The organism is Amycolatopsis sp. H20-H5 (genome assembly GCF_035828755.1).
GTDB lineage: Bacteria > Actinomycetota > Actinomycetes > Mycobacteriales > Pseudonocardiaceae > Amycolatopsis.
The window spans coordinates 23,181-39,566 of the sequence record NZ_JAYMZS010000034.1; the positions used below are offsets into that span (position 1 = coordinate 23,181).

At 69.1% G+C, this 16,386-nt stretch carries 14 protein-coding genes; 7 read left to right on the forward strand and 7 right to left on the reverse strand.

The window, feature by feature from the left end:
- Positions 1–7: 7 nt before the first annotated feature.
- From paaB to paaZ, 3 genes are read right to left on the reverse strand one after another with little or no spacing between them, the layout of a single operon-like run.
- Entirely contained in the window at positions 8–292 is a 285-nt protein-coding gene (paaB, locus tag QMK34_RS20150) for a 1,2-phenylacetyl-CoA epoxidase subunit PaaB (protein ID WP_326415673.1), read from the reverse strand.
- The gene (gene paaA, locus QMK34_RS20155) at positions 289–1,224 is read right to left on the reverse strand and encodes a 1,2-phenylacetyl-CoA epoxidase subunit PaaA (RefSeq protein WP_326415674.1); all 936 of its coding nucleotides are present in this window, start codon (positions 1,222–1,224) and stop codon (positions 289–291) included. Before paaA ends, paaB begins: the two co-directional genes overlap by 4 nt.
- A complete protein-coding gene (gene paaZ / locus QMK34_RS20160; protein ID WP_326415675.1) occupies positions 1,221–3,251 on the reverse strand; it encodes a phenylacetic acid degradation bifunctional protein PaaZ in 2,031 nt (676 codons plus the stop codon). The genes paaA and paaZ overlap by 4 nt, the downstream gene beginning before the upstream one ends.
- Before the next feature lie 193 nt (positions 3,252–3,444).
- Between paaZ and paaI the strand changes: the two genes are divergently transcribed.
- From paaI to QMK34_RS20175, 3 genes are read left to right on the forward strand one after another with little or no spacing between them, the layout of a single operon-like run.
- Positions 3,445–3,864, forward strand: coding sequence for a hydroxyphenylacetyl-CoA thioesterase PaaI (gene paaI / locus QMK34_RS20165; RefSeq protein WP_326415676.1), 420 nt, complete (start codon positions 3,445–3,447; stop codon positions 3,862–3,864).
- Entirely contained in the window at positions 3,861–5,135 is a 1,275-nt protein-coding gene (gene paaK / locus QMK34_RS20170) for a phenylacetate--CoA ligase PaaK (RefSeq protein ID WP_326415677.1), read from the forward strand. Before paaI ends, paaK begins: the two co-directional genes overlap by 4 nt.
- Positions 5,132–5,740, forward strand: coding sequence for a TetR/AcrR family transcriptional regulator (locus QMK34_RS20175; RefSeq protein WP_326415678.1), 609 nt, complete (start codon positions 5,132–5,134; stop codon positions 5,738–5,740). Before paaK ends, QMK34_RS20175 begins: the two co-directional genes overlap by 4 nt.
- A 20-nt stretch (positions 5,741–5,760) precedes the next feature.
- Here QMK34_RS20175 and QMK34_RS20180 read toward each other — a convergent pair whose 3' ends face one another.
- Complete coding sequence (locus tag QMK34_RS20180; protein WP_326415679.1) at positions 5,761–6,051, reverse strand: hypothetical protein; 291 nt, start codon at positions 6,049–6,051, stop codon at positions 5,761–5,763.
- A gap of 167 nt (positions 6,052–6,218) precedes the next feature.
- On the opposite strand from QMK34_RS20180, the gene QMK34_RS20185 reads away from it, so the two are divergent.
- The gene (locus QMK34_RS20185; protein ID WP_326415680.1) at positions 6,219–6,878 is read left to right on the forward strand and encodes a TetR/AcrR family transcriptional regulator; all 660 of its coding nucleotides are present in this window, start codon (positions 6,219–6,221) and stop codon (positions 6,876–6,878) included.
- Positions 6,879–6,881: 3 nt separating this feature from the next.
- On the opposite strand, the gene QMK34_RS20190 is transcribed toward QMK34_RS20185, so the two are convergent.
- Positions 6,882–7,949: an AraC family transcriptional regulator gene (locus QMK34_RS20190; protein ID WP_326415681.1), complete on the reverse strand. Its 1,068-nt coding sequence runs from the start codon at positions 7,947–7,949 to the stop codon at positions 6,882–6,884.
- Between the two features lie 46 nt (positions 7,950–7,995).
- On the opposite strand from QMK34_RS20190, the gene QMK34_RS20195 reads away from it, so the two are divergent.
- The 3 genes from QMK34_RS20195 (at position 7,996) to QMK34_RS20205 (ending at position 12,354) form a co-directional block, all read left to right on the forward strand.
- Positions 7,996–9,102, forward strand: a complete 1,107-nt coding sequence (locus QMK34_RS20195) for a winged helix DNA-binding domain-containing protein (RefSeq protein WP_326415682.1) — start codon at positions 7,996–7,998, stop codon at positions 9,100–9,102.
- A 94-nt stretch (positions 9,103–9,196) separates the two neighbouring features.
- Positions 9,197–10,669 carry a flavin-containing monooxygenase gene (locus QMK34_RS20200; RefSeq protein WP_326415684.1) on the forward strand — a complete coding sequence of 491 codons (1,473 nt, stop codon included), beginning with the start codon at positions 9,197–9,199 and terminating at the stop codon, positions 10,667–10,669.
- Complete coding sequence (locus QMK34_RS20205) at positions 10,666–12,354, forward strand: GMC family oxidoreductase (RefSeq protein ID WP_326415685.1); 1,689 nt, start codon at positions 10,666–10,668, stop codon at positions 12,352–12,354. Before QMK34_RS20200 ends, QMK34_RS20205 begins: the two co-directional genes overlap by 4 nt.
- 372 nt (positions 12,355–12,726) lie before the next feature.
- Here the strand turns inward: QMK34_RS20205 and QMK34_RS20210 are convergent, their stop codons facing one another.
- Together QMK34_RS20210 and QMK34_RS20215 are read right to left on the reverse strand one after the other, a co-directional pair.
- Complete coding sequence (locus QMK34_RS20210; protein ID WP_326415687.1) at positions 12,727–14,481, reverse strand: BTAD domain-containing putative transcriptional regulator; 1,755 nt, start codon at positions 14,479–14,481, stop codon at positions 12,727–12,729.
- A gap of 270 nt (positions 14,482–14,751) precedes the next feature.
- Positions 14,752–16,236, reverse strand: coding sequence for a chitinase (locus tag QMK34_RS20215; RefSeq protein ID WP_326415688.1), 1,485 nt, complete (start codon positions 16,234–16,236; stop codon positions 14,752–14,754).
- Positions 16,237–16,386: the final 150 nt, after the last annotated feature.

Genomic DNA, 16,386 nt, shown 5'->3' on the forward strand with positions numbered 1-16,386 from the left:
CTCATCCCTACATATGGGGAACGTTGTCGGGGATGTCGTAGAAGGTCGGGTGCCGGTACACCTTGTCGCCGCTGGGCGCGAAGAACGGGTCCTTCTCGTCCGGGCTCGACGCGGTGATGTCGGCGGCCTTCACGACCCAGATGCTCACACCCTCGTTACGGCGGGTGTAGACGTCGCGGGCGTGGTGCAGCGCCATCTCGTCGTCGGCCGCGTGCAGCGAACCGACGTGGACGTGGTTCAGCCCGCGCTTGCCCCGGACGAACACCTCGTACAACGGCCAGTCGTGCTTCATGAGACTTTCCTCTTCTCCGCGTGCGCCGTCGCGGCTTCCCGCACCCACGCGCCGTCTTCCTGTGCCTTGCGACGGCGCTCGATCCGCTCCGCGTTGCAAGGCCCGTCGCCGCTGATCACGCGCTTGAGCTCGGACCAGTCGATGGGGCCGTAGTCGTAGCTGCCGCGCTCTTCGTTCCACTTCAGGTCCGGGTCCGGGAACGTGACACCCAGTGCCTCGGCCTGCGGAACCGACATGTCGACGTAGCGCTGCCGCAGCTCGTCGTTGGTGTGGCGCTTGATCTTCCAGGCCATCGACTGCGCGGTGTTCGGCGAATCGCCGTCGGGCGGGCCGAACATCATCAGCGACGGCCACCACCAGCGGTTCACCGACTCCTGCACCATGTCCCGCTGGGCCTGGGTGCCGCGCATCATCGTCATCAGCAGTTCGTAGCCCTGCCGCTGGTGGAAGGACTCCTCCTTGCAGATCCGGATCATGCCTCGCGCGTAAGGACCGTAGGAACTACGGCACAATGGGACCTGGTTGCAGATCGCCGCGCCGTCCACCAGCCAGCCGATCACGCCGACGTCGGCGAAGGTCGGTGTCGGGTAGTTGAAGATCGACGAGTACTTCTGGCGGCCGCTGATCAGCTTGTCCGTCAGGTCGGCACGATCCGCGCCCAGCGTCGTCGACGCCGAGTACAGGTACAGCCCATGACCGGCCTCGTCCTGGACCTTCGCGAGCAGGATCGCCTTGCGCCGCAGCGACGGCGCCTTGGTGATCCACTTACCCTCAGGCTGCATGCCGATGATCTCGGAGTGCGCGTGCTGCGCGATCTGCCGGATCATCGTCTTGCGGTAGCCCTCGGGCATCCAGTCGCGCGGCTCGATCCGCTGGTCACGCTCGAGGGTGTGCTCGAAATGCTTTTCGAGGTCGACCTCGGTGGTGGTCATGACTTCTCCTTCGCCACGAGCGTCAGCACGTCGTACTTGGCCACCGACTCGCCGTCGGCGTTGGTGACGTCGGCGTCCCAGCGGACCTCGCCGTACTCGGCGGTGTCGCGCGGGGTGATCTGCTTGGCGGTCAGGGTCACGGTCAGCTCGTCGCCCGGCTTGACCGGGGTCAGGAACCGCAGGTTCTCCAGGCCGTAGTTCGCCAGCACCGGGCCGGGCTCCGGCGAGACGAACAAGCCGGCCGCGAACGACAGCACGAGGTAGCCGTGCGCGACGATGCCGCCGAACAGCTCGTTCTGCTTGGCGGCTTCCTCGTTGGTGTGGGCGTAGAAGGTGTCGCCGGTGAACTCGGCGAAGTGGTCGATGTCCGCCAGCGTGACCGCGCGGGGACCGGCGACGACCGCGTCGCCGATCTTGAGCTCGGCCAGCGACTTGCGGAACGGGTGGACGTCGCCGAAGGTCCGGTCGGCGCCCGCGACCCACTGGCCGGTGACCGCGGTGAGCACCTTGGGGCTGCCCTGGACCGCGGTGCGCTGCAGATGGTGCATCACGCCGCGGATCCCGCCCATCTCCTCACCGCCACCGGCGCGACCGGGACCGCCGTGCACCAGCTGCGGCATCGGCGAGCCGTGGCCCGTCGACTCCTTGGCGTCGTCCGCGTCGAGCACCAGCAGGCGGCCGTGCCACGGCGCGACCCCGAGGACGACGTCGCGAGCGAACTCAGGGTCGCCGGTGACGATCGACCCGGCGAGGCTGCCCTCGCCGCGGGCGGCGTAGGCGATGACCTGCTCGGTCGAGGTGTACGGCATGAGCGTCGACACCGGTCCGAACGCCTCGACCTCGTGCGGCTCGGCGCGCTCGGGGTCGGCCTTGAGCAGCACCGGGGACATGAACGCGCCGCGCTCGGCGTCGGCGTCCACGACCTCCACCTGCTCGGGGTCACCGAAAACGACGGAACCGGCGTCGAGCAGGGCCTTCAGCGAGCGGCGGACCTCTTCACGCTGCTCGAGGCTCGCCAGCGCGCCCATCCGGACGCCCTCGGTCGTCGGGTTCCCGACGGTCACCTTCGCGAGCCGCGCGCTCGCGGCCTGGGCGACGTCGTCGAGCAGCTCCGCGGGGACGAACGCGCGCCGGATGGCGGTGCATTTCTGCCCGGCCTTGACCGTCATCTCGCTGGTCAGCTGCTTGACGAACAGGTCGAACTCGACCGTGCCCGGCTTGGCGTCCGGACCGAGGATCGAGCAGTTCAGCGAGTCGGCTTCGGCGTTGAAGCGGACGGCGTTGCGGATGACGACCGGGTGCGCACGCAGCTTCGCCGCCGTCGACGCGGAGCCGGTGAACGACACGAGGTCCTGGCCGGTGACGTGGTCGAGGAGGTCGCCGACGCTGCCCGCGACGAACTGCAGCGAGCCCTCGGGCAGGATGCCGGACTCGATGATCAGCTCGACCAGCCGCGCGGTCAGGTACGCGGTCTGGCTGGCGGGCTTGACCAGGCTCGGGACCCCGGCGAGGAACGCGGGCGCGAACTTCTCCAGCGGACCCCAGACCGGGAAGTTGAAGGCGTTGATCTGGACCGCGACGCCGCGCAACGGGGTGGCGATGTGCTGACCGACGAAGGTGCCGCCCTTGCTCAGCGGCTCGACAGCGCCGTCGACGTAGACCGTCGAGTTCGGCAGCTCGCGCTTGCCTTTGCTGGCGTAGGTAAATAGCACACCTATGCCACCATCGATGTCGAACTTGGAATCGCCCAGCGTGGCACCGGTGCGCGCGGACAGCGCGTACAGCTCGTCGCGGTGCTCACGCAGGTGCGAGGCGAGCGCCTTGAGCAGCGCCGCGCGCTGGTGAAAGGTCAGCTCACGCAGTGCCGGGCCGCCGACGCGGCGCCCGTGGTCCAGCGCGGCGGCCATGTCGACCCCGGCCGACGAGACGCGGGCGACCTCTTCACCCGTCGTGGCGTCGTGCAGCGGGACGCCGTCACCGGTCGCCGTGTGCCATCCGCCGGAGACGTAGCTGCGCAGCAAAGCCATGGGGCCGACCTCTCGAGTCCACTGAAGTGAGTCCACTGAATTACCAACCGTACGTTCAGTAATTCACTGTAGCCGTTGTCCCGCTCGTTGCAAAGGGCCCGGCCACCTTGACATCACCACCGGTGTCTGCCTTTACTGACGACACACTTAACGACCGTCCGTTCGGTCAGTCACAACGAGGTGGTGAGAGGTCATGACGGACAACGCCGCCCACGCCATGTTCGAGGTGGACGAGGCATCGCGCGCGCTGGGCATCACACTGGCCCAGGCCGCCGACGGCCACGCCGTGGCCAGCATGCGCGTCACCGCCACCATGGTGAACGGGCACGACATCGCCCACGGCGGGTACGTGTTCCTGCTCGCCGACACCGCGTTCGCCTGCGCCTGCAACAGCCACGGCCCGGTGACCGTGGCCGCCGGCGCGGAGATCTCCTTCGTCGCGGCAGGCAAGCTGGGTGACGTCCTCATCGCCACCGCCACTGAGCGCACCCGCTACGGCCGCAACGGCATCTACGACGTCACCGTGCACCGGGAGACCCCCGACGGCGCGGAGATCGTCGCCGAGTTCCGCGGCCGCAGCCGCATCATCGGCCCGCAGAAGGACCAGCAGTGAACCAAGACCCGAGCCCCGACGAACTCCGCGCCCTCCAGCTGGACAGGCTGCGGTGGACGCTGCGCCACGCCTACGCCCAGGTGCCCTTCTACCGGGCGAAATTCGACGCCGCCGGCGTCCACCCGGACGACTGCCGCACGCTCGAAGACCTCGCGAAGTTCCCGTTCACGACGAAGCAGGACCTGCGGGACAACTACCCGTTCGGCATGTTCGCCGTCCCCCAGGAGCAGGTCCGCCGCATTCACGCCTCCAGCGGCACGACCGGCAAGCCGACCGTCGTCGGCTACACCGAGCGCGACATCGACACCTGGGCGACCGTGATGGCCCGCTCGATCCACGCCGCGGGCGGCCGGCCCGGCCACAAGGTCCACGTCGCCTACGGCTACGGCCTGTTCACCGGCGGGCTCGGCGCGCACTACGGCGTCGAGAAGCTGGGCTGCACGGTGATCCCCGCGTCCGGCGGGATGACCGCACGTCAGGTGCAGATCATCACCGACTTCGCGCCCGAGGTCATCATGGTCACCCCGTCGTACATGCTGACGCTGCTCGACGAGTTCGAGCGCCAGGGCGTCGACCCGCGCAAGAGCTCGCTCAAGGTCGGCATCTTCGGCGCCGAGCCGTGGACGGAGCAGATGCGCACCGAGATCGAGCAGCGCCTCGACATCGACGCCGTCGACATCTACGGGCTGTCCGAGGTGATGGGCCCGGGGGTGGCGCAGGAGTGCGCGGAGACCAAGGACGGGCTCCACATCTGGGAGGACCATTTCTTCCCGGAGGTGATCGACCCGTTCACCGAGCAGGTCCTGCCCGGCAGCGAAAGCGGCGAAATGCTGTTCACCTCGCTGACCAAGGAGGCGCTGCCGATCATCCGGTACCGCACCCGCGACCTGACCCGGCTGCTGCCGGGCACCGCGCGCCCGTCGTTCCGCCGGATGGAGAAGGTCACCGGCCGCACCGACGACATGATCATCCTGCGCGGGGTCAACGTGTTCCCGACCCAGATCGAAGAGGTCGTGCTGCGCGTCGGCGGGCTCAGCCCGCACTTCCAGCTGATCCGCTCCACGCGCGGCCGGATGGACCACCTCACCGTGCACGTCGAGGCCAGGCCGGGCACGCCCGCCGAGCGCCGGGTCGCCGCCGCCCGCGAGCTGGTGTCCGGGATCAAGGACGGTGTCGGCGTCACCGTGGAGGTCACCGTCGCCGACCCGGACACCTTGGAGCGCTCGGCGGGAAAGATGCGCCGCGTGCTCGACCAGCGGGACCCCACGTGAACGCGGACGCCGCGCCGGCCCGGCGCGGCAGGCCAGGCTACGACCTCGAATCGCTGCTGCAGGTCGCGGTCAGGCTGTTCAACGAACGCGGCTACGACGGCACGAGCATGGAGGACCTCTCCCGCAAGCTGGGGATCACGAAATCCGCCATCTACCACCATGTCCCGAGCAAGGAAGAGCTGCTGCGCCTCGCCGTCGACAGGGCGTTGAACGGACTTTTCGCGGCACTGGACGAAGCGGGCGCCGTCGACGGCCGCGCGATCGACCAGCTGGAGCACCTCGTCCGGGGCAGCGTGCTGGTGCTGGTCGAGCAGCTGCCGTTCGTCACCCTGCTGCTGCGTGTGCGCGGCAACACCAAGGTCGAACGCGCCGCGCTCACCCGTCGCCGCGAATTCGACCGGCTGGTGACCGAGCTGGTCAAACAGGCCGAGGCCGACGGGGACGTCCGGCCGGACATCGATCCCGCGGTGACCGGGCGCCTGCTCTACGGCATGGTGAATTCGCTGATCGAGTGGTACCGGCCGCGCCGGGGCTCGAGCGGCACGGACATCGCCGACGCCGTCTGCAAGATCGCCTTCGACGGGCTGCGCGCGCCACGACTGTGAAGGCACGGCAGTGAACGGACCTACTCCCCCGCGGCCTGAGGCGGTCGCCGGGACTGCCACAGCAAGGCGTCGCGCAGCTGCTCGATGAGCTGTTCGTCGTCGGCCTCCGAGGGGTCGACGCCGAGCGGCACCCAGCGTTCGCCGACCTTGGTCCCGCGCTCGAAACTGGTGATCAGGATACCGGCGTAGGAGACGCTGGCGAGCTCGTCCTCCACGAGGGCGGACTCGGAAAAGCACACCTCCCGGTGCTGGAGGCGGACACTCACCCACCGACCGGCCCGGCGGGCCGGATCGCCCTCTGCACTGCTCATGTGTCCTACCCCAAGGCGCCGGTCTCTGTTGTCTCGTCGCGGTGGACGGCCCGGAAGTTACCGGGGAGTCGTTCCGGTTCGATAACGGGGGACCAGGGCGACCGGCATTCCTGACGTGATGTCAATAGCGTGTTGACAGCTCGTCCACGAGTTGTGACGCTGGGACCATGAGCAGCGGGTCCCGCACGAAGCGGCGCAGGCTGGAACCCGAGGAAAGACGCGCGGAGATCCTGGCCGCGGCCCGGCGGCTGTTCGGCGACGGCAGCTACGCCTCAGTGTCCACTTCGGACATCGCGAAGGCGGCGGGCGTGGCGCGGCCGCTGATCAACCACTACTTCGGTGACAAGAGGGAGCTCTATCTCGAGGTCGTGCGGCAGATGGTGATCGTGCCCGCGCCGGTCGTGGAGAACCTGCCCGACACCACCATGGAACACCGGCTCACGATCGGCGTCGGGCACTGGCTCGATGTGGTGGAACGCAACCGGCGGGCTTGGCTGACCGCGATCGGCCACGAGGCGGTCGGGCGCGACCCCGAGGTCGACCGGATCCTGCGCGAGGCAGACGAGGTCGCCGCCGACCGGGTGCTGGAGGCCGCGCTGATGACCGGCGTCACCGAAGGCCGCGAACAGCTGCGCGCGATGATCCGGTCGTACGGCGGAATGCTGCGGGCGGCGTCGCGCGAATGGCTGGTCCGCGGCTCTCTCGACCGGGAGGAATTGCGAATCTTTCTCACCGGTTCGATTCTGCATCTGCTGAAAGTCACCTACCCGGAGCTGCTCGCCGGTAAGCTGGCCGCGGGCGACGGGGACAGCCGCCCGCCGGTCTGAGGCTCAGCGACCGGGCCTCGCCCGCGACGACGATCTGCGCGCGTAGGCGGCCGGGGTCATGCCCTTCCAGCGTTTGAACGCGTAGATGAAGCTCGACGCCTCCGCGTACCCGAGGCGCAGCGCGACGTCTTCGACCGAAAGCGCGCCGGTGTCGAGCATCTCCTCGGCCAGCGCTTGGCGGACCTCGTCGACGAGCCCGCGGTAGCCGGTCCCGGCTTCGGCCAGCCGGCGGCGCAGCGTGCGGGGGCTGAGGCTGAGCTGGCGGGCGATCTCGTCCATCCCCGCGTCGACCCCGCCGAACCGCACGAGCCGCTCGCGCACGAGGTGCGAGATGCCCGTTCGCTCCCGTTTGCGCGCCACCAGCGTGTGGCACTGGGCGGCGCAGATGGCGACGGTCTGCTCGTTGGCCTGTGGCAGCGGCTGCTCCAGGTACGCCGGGTCGAGACCGGCCGCGTGCGCGGGCGCGCCGAACACCGGGAGCCTGCCGAAGGCGTCCACATAGGACTTTGTCGCGGCGGGCGCTTCGTGGGCGAACTCCAGCGAACTCAGGCAGATGGACGGCAGCAGGTCCCGCATCACCGTGTAGATCGCGCCGAGGTCACGCAGCACGAGGAACCGCGCGACGTCGCCGGGGACCCGCGCGTCGTCCATCCGCAGCACGATCCGCGGCCCGTCGACGACCACGTGCGGGATACAGAAGGTGAAACTGAGGTCCAGGTACCGCAGGGCGAACAACATCGCGTCGCGCAGGGTCGGGCTGCTGATGCAGGCGAACCCGAAGATGCCGAACGTGCTGACGTGGTAGCGCTTGCCCAGTGCCAGCGCGAGTTCGTCCCCGTCCTCGCCCCCTGCACAGAGTGCGGCGACCAGCGCGCGGATCACGGCCAGTTCCTGGCGCGCGTCGACCTGCAGTGCCGGGTCGCGCAGTGCGGCCGGTTCGAGCGAGGTCCCCGCGAGCAGCCGCGCGGCCGGGAGACCGCGTTCCGCGGCGAACTGGCTGATCAGCTGGATGCTCGCCGTGGAGCGGGGGAAGTCCCAGTCACGGATCGCGGGCACGGCGAGCTCGGCCATGGCCGGAATTATGGATCAGACTCGACCCGGTGGCTACTGTGAGCCGGTGCCCGCGCCCCTGCTGAGCCTCCGAGCGCTCAATCGAGCGACCCTGGACCGCCAACTCCTCCTGCGCAGGGCGAACCTGACGGCGCTGGAGGCGATCAAGCACCTCGCCGGACTCCAAGCCCAGGCACCGTTCCCGCCGTACTACGCGCTGCACGCACGGCTGGACGGCTTCCGGCAGGACGACCTGGCCCGGCTGCTGCTCGGCCGCGAGGTGGTGCGGATCGTGCTGATGCGCGGCACCGTCCACCTGGTCACCGCGGCCGACGCGCTGGCGTGGCGGCCGCTGGTGCAAGTGCTCATGGACCGGGACCTGGCCACCAACGCCCAGCACTCGCGGGAGATCGCCGGGCTCGACCACACCGAGGTCGCCCAAGCCGCCCGGGACCTGCTGGCAGGGCGTCCGCACACCGGCGCCGGGCTCGGCGAGGAGCTCGGACGGCGCTGGCCGGACCGGGCGGCGAACTCGCTCACGCACGTCGCCAGGGGCCTGCTGCCCCTTGTGCAGATCCCGCCGCGCGGGGTCTGGGGCAGGTCCGGTCAGGCGACGTACGTGACCGCCGAAGACTGGCTCGACGCGCCGCTGGACCCCCGGCCGTCCCCCGGGAACCTGATGCGCCGATACCTCGCCGCGTTCGGCCCGGCGACTGTACGGGATGCGCAGGCCTGGTCCGGTCTCACGCGGCTCGGCGAGGTCGCCGAGCGGCTGCGTCCCGAGCTGCGGACGTTTCGTGACGAGAGCGGGCGTGAGCTGTTCGACCTGCCCGGCGCGCCCCGTCCGGGCGCCGACACCCCGGCGCCACCGCGGCTGCTGGGCCCGTTCGACCAGACGCTGCTGTCCTACGCGGACCGCACCCGGGTCATCTCAGACGACCACCGCAAGCGCGTGATCACCCAGAACGGGCTGGTCAAGGGCACGGTCCTGCTCGACGGGTATGTGCGGGGAAGCTGGGAATCGCAGGTCCGCCGAAAAGTGGCGACGCTGCGGGTCACCCCGTTCGAGCGGTTCACGAAACGCGACATGGCGTCAGTGGAGAGCGCGGGGCGGCGGCTGCTGCGCTGGGCGGAAGCCGACGCCGAAGTCCGCGAGGTCCGTTTCCTGCCCTGACAGCCTCCGCAAGGGCAGCTGGTGGCCGAAAATGTCGATTCGCTGACCGTTCGTGTCCTTCCGGCCGGGACGGGCGGTGGGTAGCTTCCTGCAGATGGGTACTACGCCACCGGGGACGGGCCCGTCCGTCCTGATCGTCGGCACCGGGTTCGGCGGGATCGGCACCGCGATCGAGCTCCAGCGCGCGGGCTTCACCGAGTTCACGCTGCTCGAGCGCGCGCACGAGGTCGGCGGGGTGTGGCGCGAAAACACCTATCCGGGTGCGGGCTGCGACATCCCTTCGCCGCTCTACTCCTTCTCGTTCGAGCCGAATCCCGACTGGCCGAAGCGGTACTCGCTGCAGCCCGACATCCACGCCTACCTCAAGCGCGTCGCCGCGAAGTACGGCCTCGGGCCGCACATCCGCTTCGGTACCGAGGTCACCAGCGCGACGTTCGACTCCCGCCGGGGGCTGTGGACGGTCGAAACCAGCACCGGCGAGACGTACGAGGCGAACGTGTTCGTCCCGGCCGTCGGGCAGCTCTCACGCCCGGTGTTGCCGGACATCCCGGGCCGCGAGACCTTCGCCGGGCCCAGTTTTCACTCGGCCGAGTGGGACCACGACGTCGACCTGCGCGGCAAGCGGGTCGCGGTGATCGGCACCGGCGCGAGCGCGATCCAGTTCGTCCCCGAGATCCGGCGCGAGGCGGGGCGGGTGACGCTGTTCCAGCGCACCGCGCCGTACATCATGAACAAGAAGGACACCCGCTATCGGCGCTGGCAGCAGCGGCTGTTCCGCAGGCTCCCGGCGACGCAGCTGCTCGGCAGGCTGCGGATCTTCCTGCTGGCCGAGTACGCCACCTACGGGATGACCAAACACCAGTTCCTGACGAAGGTCTTCGAGCTGCGCACCGGGCAGCTGCGCCGCCGGCACCTCAAGGACCCGGCGCTGCGGGCGAAGCTGAAGCCGGACTATCCGCTGGGCTGCAAGCGGATCCTGTTCACCAACGACTACCTGCCCGCGCTCGCGCAGCCGAACGTCGAGGTCGAGACCGGGCGGATCACCGCGATCACCCCGCGCGGCGTGCGCACCGAGGACGGCACCGAGCACCAGGCCGACATCGTCGTCTACGGCACCGGTTTCGCCGCGACGGAGTTCCTCGGCAAGCTCGAGGTGCACGGACTCGACGGCCGGTCGCTGTCCGACGCCTGGGCGCGCGGCGCGCGGGCGTACCTCGGCATGACCGTGCCGGGGTTCCCCAACCTGTTCTGCGTGTACGGACCGAACACCAACCTCGGCGCGGGCTCCATCGTGTACATGATCGAGCGGCAGGCCCGCTACATCCGCCAGGCCGTGGAGCAGCTCACCCGGCCCGATGTGTCCTATGTGGATGTCCGACCGGAGGTCGAGGAACGCTACGACGCCGAGGTGCAGCGGCGGCTGGCGAAGAGCGTGTGGACGACCTGCGCGAGCTGGTACCGCCAGGACGACGGGCGCGTGTCGACGAACTGGCCGGGCCTGGTCAGTGAGTACGACCGCCGGACCAGGACGTTGGACCTGACCGAGTACCGGACGGTGGGCGCATGAGCTTTGACTACGACGTGCTGGTGATCGGCTCCGGCTTCGGCGGCAGCGTCGCGGCGTTGCGCCTGACCGAGAAGGGGTACCGCGTCGGCGTGCTGGAAACGGGCCGCCGGTTCGCCGACGACGAGTTCGCGAAGACGTCGTGGCGGCTGCGGAAGTACCTGTGGGCGCCGAAACTGGGCTGCTACGGCATCCAGCGGCTGACCCTGCTGAACAACACCTTCGTGATGAGCGGTTCCGGTGTCGGCGGCGGCTCGCTCGTGTACGCGAACACGCTGTACGAGCCGCCGGACGCGTTCTACACCGATTCGCAGTGGGCGCACATCACCGACTGGAAGGAGGAGCTCGCGCCGTACTATGACCAGGCCAAGCGGATGCTCGGCGTGGTCGAGAACCCGCTGACCACGCCAGCGGACCGGGTGTTGCGCGAGGTCGCCGAGGACATGGGCGTCGGGCACACCTACCGCCGCACCCCGGTCGGCGTCTACTTCGGCGGCGGCGGCGCGAAACGCGGCGAGGACCCGTTCTTCGGCGGCGCCGGCCCGGCCCGCACCCCCTGCACCCACTGCGGCGAGTGCATGACCGGCTGCCGTGTGGGCGCGAAGAACACCATGGTGAAGAACTACCTCTACCTGGCGGAGCAGGCAGGCGCGCGAGTCCACCCCCTGACCACCGCGGTCTCGGTGCGGCCGAAGTCCGGCGGCTACGCCGTGGACACGGTGCGAACGGGCCGCTGGGTGCGCAAGGCCCGCCGGACGTTCACCGCCGAACAGGTCGTGTTCGCCGCCGCGTCACTGGGCACCCAACGGCTCCTCCACCGGCTCAAGGACTCGGGCGCCCTGCCGAACATATCGCCGCGACTCGGCATGCTGGCGCGAACGAACTCCGAAGCGGTACTGGCTGCCCGATCGCTCCGGACGGACACGGACTTCACTCGCGGCGTGGCGATCACGTCGTCGATCCACCCTGACGCGGTCACGCACGTCGAGCCGGTCCGCTACGGCAAGGGCAGCAATTTCATGGGCTTGCTCACCACAGTCCTGGTCGACGCCGAACCCGGCAAACGTCGCTGGGCGCTCGGCCTGCGAGAGCTGCGGCGTCAGTGGCGGAACCTCCCGAAGTTGCACAATCCGCGACACTGGTCAGAGCGCATGATCGGACTTCTGGTGATGCAAACGCTCGACAATTCGGTGACGACCTACACAAAGCGCGGCCCCTTCGGCCGCCGAATGACCACAAAGCAAGGCGACGGCGCCCCTAACCCGGACTGGATCCCGGCGGGCCACGAGGTCACCCGCCGGGTAGCGGACAAGATCGGCGGCCTCCCCCAAGGCGCCTGGACGGATCTGGCGAACATCCCGGTAACCGGCCATTTCATCGGCGGCTGCGCAATAGGCACCACCCCGGCAACGGGCGTAATCGACCCTTACCAGCGCCTCCACGGTCACCCGGGACTCCACGTGTCGGACGGCTCGGCGATCTCGGCGAACCTGGGCGTCAACCCATCCCTCACCATAACGGCCCAGTCCGAGCGAGCAATGGCCCTCTGGCCCAACAAAGGCGACCCCGACCCCCGCCCCCAACCAGGCATCACCTACCAGCGCATAACCCCCACACCCCCAAGAACCCCAGCAGTCCCCCAAACCGCCCCCGCAGCCCTAAAACTCCCCCTAACCCCAAAAACCTAAAAAACCCCTAAAAAGAAAAAAACCAAAACACCACCCCGCCCCACCCAAAACCAGCACCCAAACTTAAGGGCAAGCGGAACCACCAAGACCCAGCCAAACCAGTCACCGGTTCACCCAGACCCGCCCCCGACACACACCACAAAAACCAACCACCGCTGTAGTCCGGAACCACAGCGTCTCCGCGAGCCCTGCGAGCGGAGACTTCACCGCCGCGCGCCCTCTTTCGCGGCCGCCAGGCCGCCCCAACTCGCGACGGCAGGTCGCCCCCCTACAAACAAAAGCCGCACTTACGCTGGAAGTCAGGGGCGACCTGGCGGCGCGAGTTTGTGAGCGCGCTGGCCAAAAAACACAGCAGCGACCTAGCGGCGCGAGCTACCCCTGCAGAGCCCCCACAAAAGCCCGAATGGCCGCACTCTCCCCGTCGGTGCGCCAGACGGCGGCCACGACCATGGGCGGCAGATCAACAACGGGCACAACGGTCAGCCCGGGGAACGGGTACCGCTCCAGCAGCGAAACCACGGTGATGTGCAGTCCGTATCCGCGAAGCACCAGCGAAAGCATGTCCTCGGCGCTGATCCGGGTCCGCCCGATCAGGTCGGTGACCGTCTCTCCAGTCCGCCGAATCGGCCTGCCGGACGGGGTCACGGGCGGGACCCAGAGGTCCCGCGCGACGGGATGCAACGCCTCTCCGGGGTCGATCAGCTCGAAGTCGGCCAGGTCCTCGAGGACAACAGACGACCGGCGGGCGAGCGGATGGCCGTCCGGCACCAGCACGCCGCGAGGTTGGTGGGCGATCACCGGCCCGACGCTCCGCCCGGGGAGCCGCAGTGACCGGGTGTCGCCGCCGGGCGACCAGTGGAGTACGACGTCGGGATCGCCCTCGGCCATCAGGTCGCCGCTGTTCCATTGGTGCCCGATCCGGGTGGGCGTCAGGGTGACCCGGCACTGCGGATGCAGCTTCTCGAATCTCGCGGTCAGCCTCGCGACGACGTCGCCACCGATGCTGGCGACGTAGCCGACCTGCAGCCGTCCGGTGATCCCCAGGCGAGACGACCGGCATTCGGTGAAGACGGTGGCCAGTTCAGCGACGCCCTGCCTGGCGCCGGTCCGCAGCCGTTCGCCGAGTTCGGTGAGCCGGACTCCGTGCTCGCTCTGGGCCAGCAGTGCCCCGCCGACCTCGTCCTGGAGTTCGCCGATCTCCCGCACCAGGGCGGGTGTGGTGGTGCGCATCCGGCGCGCGGCCCGGTCGTAGTCGCCTTCGCGGGCGACGATGATCATGCTCGCGACAGCCCGGATCGCGGTCAGCTCGGCCACCGAGTCCTCGTGCTCGCGGCGGGCGGGGGCCACGGTCTCGATCGGTGGGCGGGTTCGCGTCGCGACCAGGTGGCCGAGCGCGGGGTCGGAGCGCAGGATGCGCTGATGGAGGTCTCGCAGCGACGCCCCGGGGTCGGTGCCCAGCGACTCCGCGAGGCTGCGCCGCACCCGTTCGTACCGGTCGAGCGCGTCGGCCTGCCGTCCGCAGCGGTAGAGCGCGAGGATCAGCTGCGCGGCCAGCCGCTCGTCGAAGGGGTGTTCGTCGGCCTGCGGGAGCAGCACGCTCAGCAGTTCGGCGTGCTGTCCGAGCCGGAGCCGGATGTCGTGACTGTCGAGCCGGGCGGCGTGGCGTTCGGCCTCCAGCACCCCTCGGATGCCGGACAGCCACGGCGAGTCGAGACCGGAGAACGCCTCGCCGCGCCACAGTGCGAGCGCTTTTCCGAACAACGCGGCAGCTTCGGCGTCGTCGTCCGCGGATCGCGCGGCAGCCACCGACGAGCGGAACCGGTGCAGGTCCACTGCACGGGAATCGACACGTAGCACGTATGTGCCATAACCGCGTTCGATCGTACAATCAGGCGCTCCCGCCAGCGTGGTCCGCAGGCGGGACAGGTAGCTGCGCAACGTGCCGGCGGCCCGGTGGGGCGGCCGGTCTCCCCACACCCGTTGGGCCAGGCTGTCCAGCGAGATCGGCCGGTTCGCCTCGGCGAGCAGGACCGCGAGGACGTAACGCTGCCGGGCGTGTCCCAGGTCGACCGGGTGGCCGTCGATCACGGCCTCCAGAGCGCCCAGCGCGCCGAACGACACCGTCATCCACTGCGCCCCGGGATCGGTCTCACCAGCGGATTCAACGAGTACACATCATTTCTCCATCCCTGATCCTGCAGTGTAAGACAGGTGGGACGGCTCCGGCCGGACGAGCCCATCGTGGCAGGACCGGACGGCCTTCCTCAGTTCGCTTCCCGGGGAGGTGGAGCTGGCACAGCCGCGACGATCCGGGCCACGCAACTCCGGGGGTGCCATGAAGGGGCCCGCGACGATCTTCTTTGACGTCGTCACAGGCCCCTTCATGCCCAGCACCCGCTACGGCAGGGTCGTGAGCCCCGCGCTGACGGTGTTGGCGAATCCGTAGCCGTTGGTGGCGTCCCAGTTGATCGACCAGGTCATCGCCCCGCGGATCGCCGGGTAGGTCGCGGCCGGCTTGTAGCTTCCGCAGCTGGTGCCCTTGGCCAGGCAGTTCAGCCCCGCGACGACGTTCGACGGCGACTGGTAGCCGCCCCCGGCCGCCTGGCTGGAGGCAGGCAGCCCCAGACCGACCTGATCGGCGCGTAAACCGCCCTGGAGCTGGATGCAGGCGAGCCCGGTGAGGAAGTCGACCGTGCCCTGGCTGTAGACCTGCCCGTTGCAGGCGTTCATCGAACCCGAGTTGTAGTACTGCATGTTGACGATGGTCAGGATGTCCTTGATGGTCAGCGCGAGCTGGAAGTAGCCGCCCGAGGTCGACTGCATGTCGATCGTCTGCGGCGCCATCGTGATGACCGAGCCGCCGCCGGCGTTGATGCTGCGCAGCGCCGAACCCATGTACGTCGCGTTGATCCCGTTCTCCAGGTCGATGTCGACGCCGTCGAAGCCGTACTGCTGGATCAGCGTCTTCACGCTGTTCGCGAAGTTGGCCGAGGACGTCGAGTCACTGACGCTGATGGTGCCGTTCTGGCCGCCGACGGAGATGATGACCTTCTGCCCGCGCGCCTGCACCGTCTTGATGTCGGCCTTGAACTGCGCGTCGGTGTAACCGCCGAGCTGGCTGGACAGGCCAGCGTCGAGGGTGAAGGTGACCGCGCCAGGACGGCTCGCGTCCGCGTCGGCGAACGAGACGGCGATGATGTTGTAGCTGGTGGGGACGTCGGCGAGCTTCAACGCCTTGGCGCCGTTGTAGAAGTTCTGCCAATAGCCGGTCAGCACGTGCTTGGGCAGCGATCCGGTGTTCGGCGGGGTGGTGGTGGTAGTCGTCGGCGTGGTGGGAGTCGTGGTGGGCGTCGTCGGGGTGGTGGGCGTCGTGGTCGGCGGTGTGCCCGGCCCGTCGAGGTTGACGTCGTCGGCGAAGAAGGCGGGCTGGCCGTACCAGCCGTGCAGGTAGATCGTCACGCTGCTCGTGGCTGCGCCGGTGGTGAAGTTGACCGACAGCTGCGACCAGCCGGTGGCCGCGGGCGTCCACGTGTTGACGTCCGGGGTGCCGGTGCCCGAGGCGCCGAGGTAGACGTAGCTGCCCTGCACCCAGGCGCTGAGTTTGTACGCGGTACTCGGCTTGACCTGCACGACCTGGGTGCACTGGGCGTTGTCCTGACCGGCGGGCGTGGCGGTGACCGCGCGCGAACCGGAGTGGACCGGGCTCGTCACGACACTCGCCGAGCCGCTGCAGGTCCAGCCGCTCAGGTTCCCGGCCTCGAACCCGGGGTTGGCCAGCAGGTTGGCCGCGGCCGCGTCGCCGGCGAACACCAGGGTGACCCCCAGGCAGAGCGCCAGCGCGGAGAACAGGGCGATAAGCGCGTGTTTTGTCTTGACGACCACGGCGGCCTCCACTAAAGGGTGATGTGGGCCACATCAAAATGGACTAGACCAATCCAGGATGTCAAGAAACCGTTGGGGAGGGGCCATACGAAAGTCGGGTGGACGTCAGCGGCAGAATGCTTGCCCGGAGGACCTCAGAGGGCGGATCAG

Excerpts from the sequence above, each read along its gene's own strand:
- paaB (WP_326415673.1), bottom strand. The coding sequence starts at position 292 with ATGAAGCACGACTGGCCGTTGTACGAGGTGTTCGTCCGGGGCAAGCGC.
- paaA (WP_326415674.1), bottom strand. The coding sequence starts at position 1,224 with ATGACCACCACCGAGGTCGACCTCGAAAAGCATTTCGAGCACACCCTC.
- paaZ (WP_326415675.1), bottom strand. The coding sequence starts at position 3,251 with ATGGCTTTGCTGCGCAGCTACGTCTCCGGCGGATGGCACACGGCGACC.
- paaI (WP_326415676.1), top strand. The coding sequence starts at position 3,445 with ATGACGGACAACGCCGCCCACGCCATGTTCGAGGTGGACGAGGCATCG.
- QMK34_RS20180 (WP_326415679.1), bottom strand. The coding sequence starts at position 6,051 with ATGAGCAGTGCAGAGGGCGATCCGGCCCGCCGGGCCGGTCGGTGGGTG.
- QMK34_RS20185 (WP_326415680.1), top strand. The coding sequence starts at position 6,219 with ATGAGCAGCGGGTCCCGCACGAAGCGGCGCAGGCTGGAACCCGAGGAA.
- QMK34_RS20190 (WP_326415681.1), bottom strand. The coding sequence starts at position 7,949 with ATGGCCGAGCTCGCCGTGCCCGCGATCCGTGACTGGGACTTCCCCCGC.
- QMK34_RS20200 (WP_326415684.1), top strand. The coding sequence starts at position 9,197 with ATGGGTACTACGCCACCGGGGACGGGCCCGTCCGTCCTGATCGTCGGC.
- QMK34_RS20205 (WP_326415685.1), top strand. The coding sequence starts at position 10,666 with ATGAGCTTTGACTACGACGTGCTGGTGATCGGCTCCGGCTTCGGCGGC.
- QMK34_RS20210 (WP_326415687.1), bottom strand. The coding sequence starts at position 14,481 with ATGACGGTGTCGTTCGGCGCGCTGGGCGCTCTGGAGGCCGTGATCGAC.